A 1979-nucleotide genomic window follows, 5' to 3' on the forward strand; every position below is an offset into this window, starting at 1 on the left:
TGAAGCGCCGGAGTAATCCAGGTGTGGAGGCTGGACGAGTGAGAATGCAGGCATGAGTAGCGAAAGCAGAGTGGGAAACTCTGCCGCCGGATGACCAAGGGTTCCTGGGCCAGGCTAATCCGCCCAGGGTAAGTCGGGACCTAAGGCGAGGCCGACAGGCGTAGTCGATGGACAACGGGTTGATATTCCCGTACCCGTGTGAACGCGCCCATGGCGAACCTTGTGATACTAACCGCCCGAAGCGCGGTGCGAGTCTTCGGACGAGTGCCGTTGTGGAGCGCGGGACCTGAACTTGTAGTAGTCAAGCGATGGGGTGACGCAGGAGGGTAGCTCCGCCAGTGAGTGGTAGTACTGGTGTAAGCGTGTAGGGAGAGCTGTAGGCAAATCCGCAGCTCACATATCCTGAGACGTGATGCATAGCCGATTGAGGCGAAGTAGGGTGATCCCATGCTGCCGAGAAAAGCCTCTAGTGAGTGTTCATGCGGCCCGTACCCCAAACCGACACAGGTGGTCAGGTAGAGAATACCGAGGCGATCGGGCGAACTGTGGTTAAGGAACTCGGCAAAATGCCCCCGTAACTTCGGGAGAAGGGGGGCCGAGGGATTTGAAGCCCCTTGCGGGCTAGGATTTTTCGGCCGCAGAGACCAGCGAGAAGCGACTGTTTACTAAAAACACAGGTCCGTGCGAAGTCGCAAGACGATGTATACGGACTGACGCCTGCCCGGTGCTGGAACGTTAAGGGGACCGGTTAGCTCTTCGGGGCGAAGCTGAGAACTTAAGCGCCAGTAAACGGCGGTGGTAACTATAACCATCCTAAGGTAGCGAAATTCCTTGTCGGGTAAGTTCCGACCTGCACGAATGGCGTAACGACTTCTCGACTGTCTCAACCACAGGCCCGGCGAAATTGCACTACGAGTAAAGATGCTCGTTACGCGCGGCAGGACGGAAAGACCCCGGGACCTTTACTATAGCTTGGTATTGGTGTTCGGTTCGGCTTGTGTAGGATAGGTGGGAGACTGTGAAGCGCTGACGCCAGTCAGTGTGGAGTCGTCGTTGAAATACCACTCTGGTCGTACTGGATGTCTAACCTCGGTCCGTGATCCGGATCAGGGACAGTGCCTGGTGGGTAGTTTAACTGGGGCGGTTGCCTCCCAAAGGGTAACGGAGGCGCTCAAAGGTTCCCTCAGCCTGGTTGGCAATCAGGTGTCGAGTGCAAGTGCACAAGGGGGCTTGACTGTGAGACCGACGGGTCGAGCAGGGACGAAAGTCGGAACTAGTGATCCGGCCATGGCTTGTGGAAGCGTGGTCGCTCAACGGATAAAAGGTACCCCGGGGATAACAGGCTGATCTTGCCCAAGAGTCCATATCGACGGCATGGTTTGGCACCTCGATGTCGGCTCGTCGCATCCTGGGGCTGGAGTAGGTCCCAAGGGTTGGGCTGTTCGCCCATTAAAGCGGTACGCGAGCTGGGTTTAGAACGTCGTGAGACAGTTCGGTCCCTATCCGCCGCGCGCGTAGGATACTTGCGGAAGGCTGTCCCTAGTACGAGAGGACCGGGACGGACGGACCTCTGGTGTGCCAGTTGTCCTGCCAAGGGCATTGCTGGTTGGCTACGTTCGGAAGGGATAACCGCTGAAAGCATCTAAGCGGGAAGCCTGTTCCTAGATGAGGTATCCCACCCTTTGTGGGTTAAGGCCCCCAAGAGACCATTGGGTTGATAGGCCGGAGATGGAAGGTCGGTAACGGCTGGAGTTGACCGGTACTAATAGGCCGAGGACTTGTCACGAAGACGCTACGCATCCACTGTGCGGTTCTGAAAGAACCGAACCGGACCACCCGGTCCACCCTGAATTTGGGGGTGGGTGGGGTGCCTACGGGTTGGTAATTTCATAGTGTTTCGGTGGTCATAGCGGTTGGGGAACACCCGGTCCCATTCCGAACCCGGTAGTTAAGCCTTCCAGCGCCGATGGTACTGCACT

General features: G+C 57.3%; 2 rRNA genes. Both read left to right on the plus strand.

From position 1 onward, the window contains the following. Positions 1-1786, plus strand: a 23S ribosomal RNA gene (locus ACIGNX_RS34670); the annotation flags it as partial. A gap of 110 nt (positions 1787-1896) precedes the next feature. Next, positions 1897-1979, plus strand: a 5S ribosomal RNA gene (rrf, locus tag ACIGNX_RS34675); the annotation flags it as partial.

Source organism: Actinosynnema sp. NPDC053489 (genome assembly GCF_044544865.1).
In the GTDB taxonomy this organism is placed as follows: Bacteria; Actinomycetota; Actinomycetes; order Mycobacteriales; family Pseudonocardiaceae; genus Actinosynnema.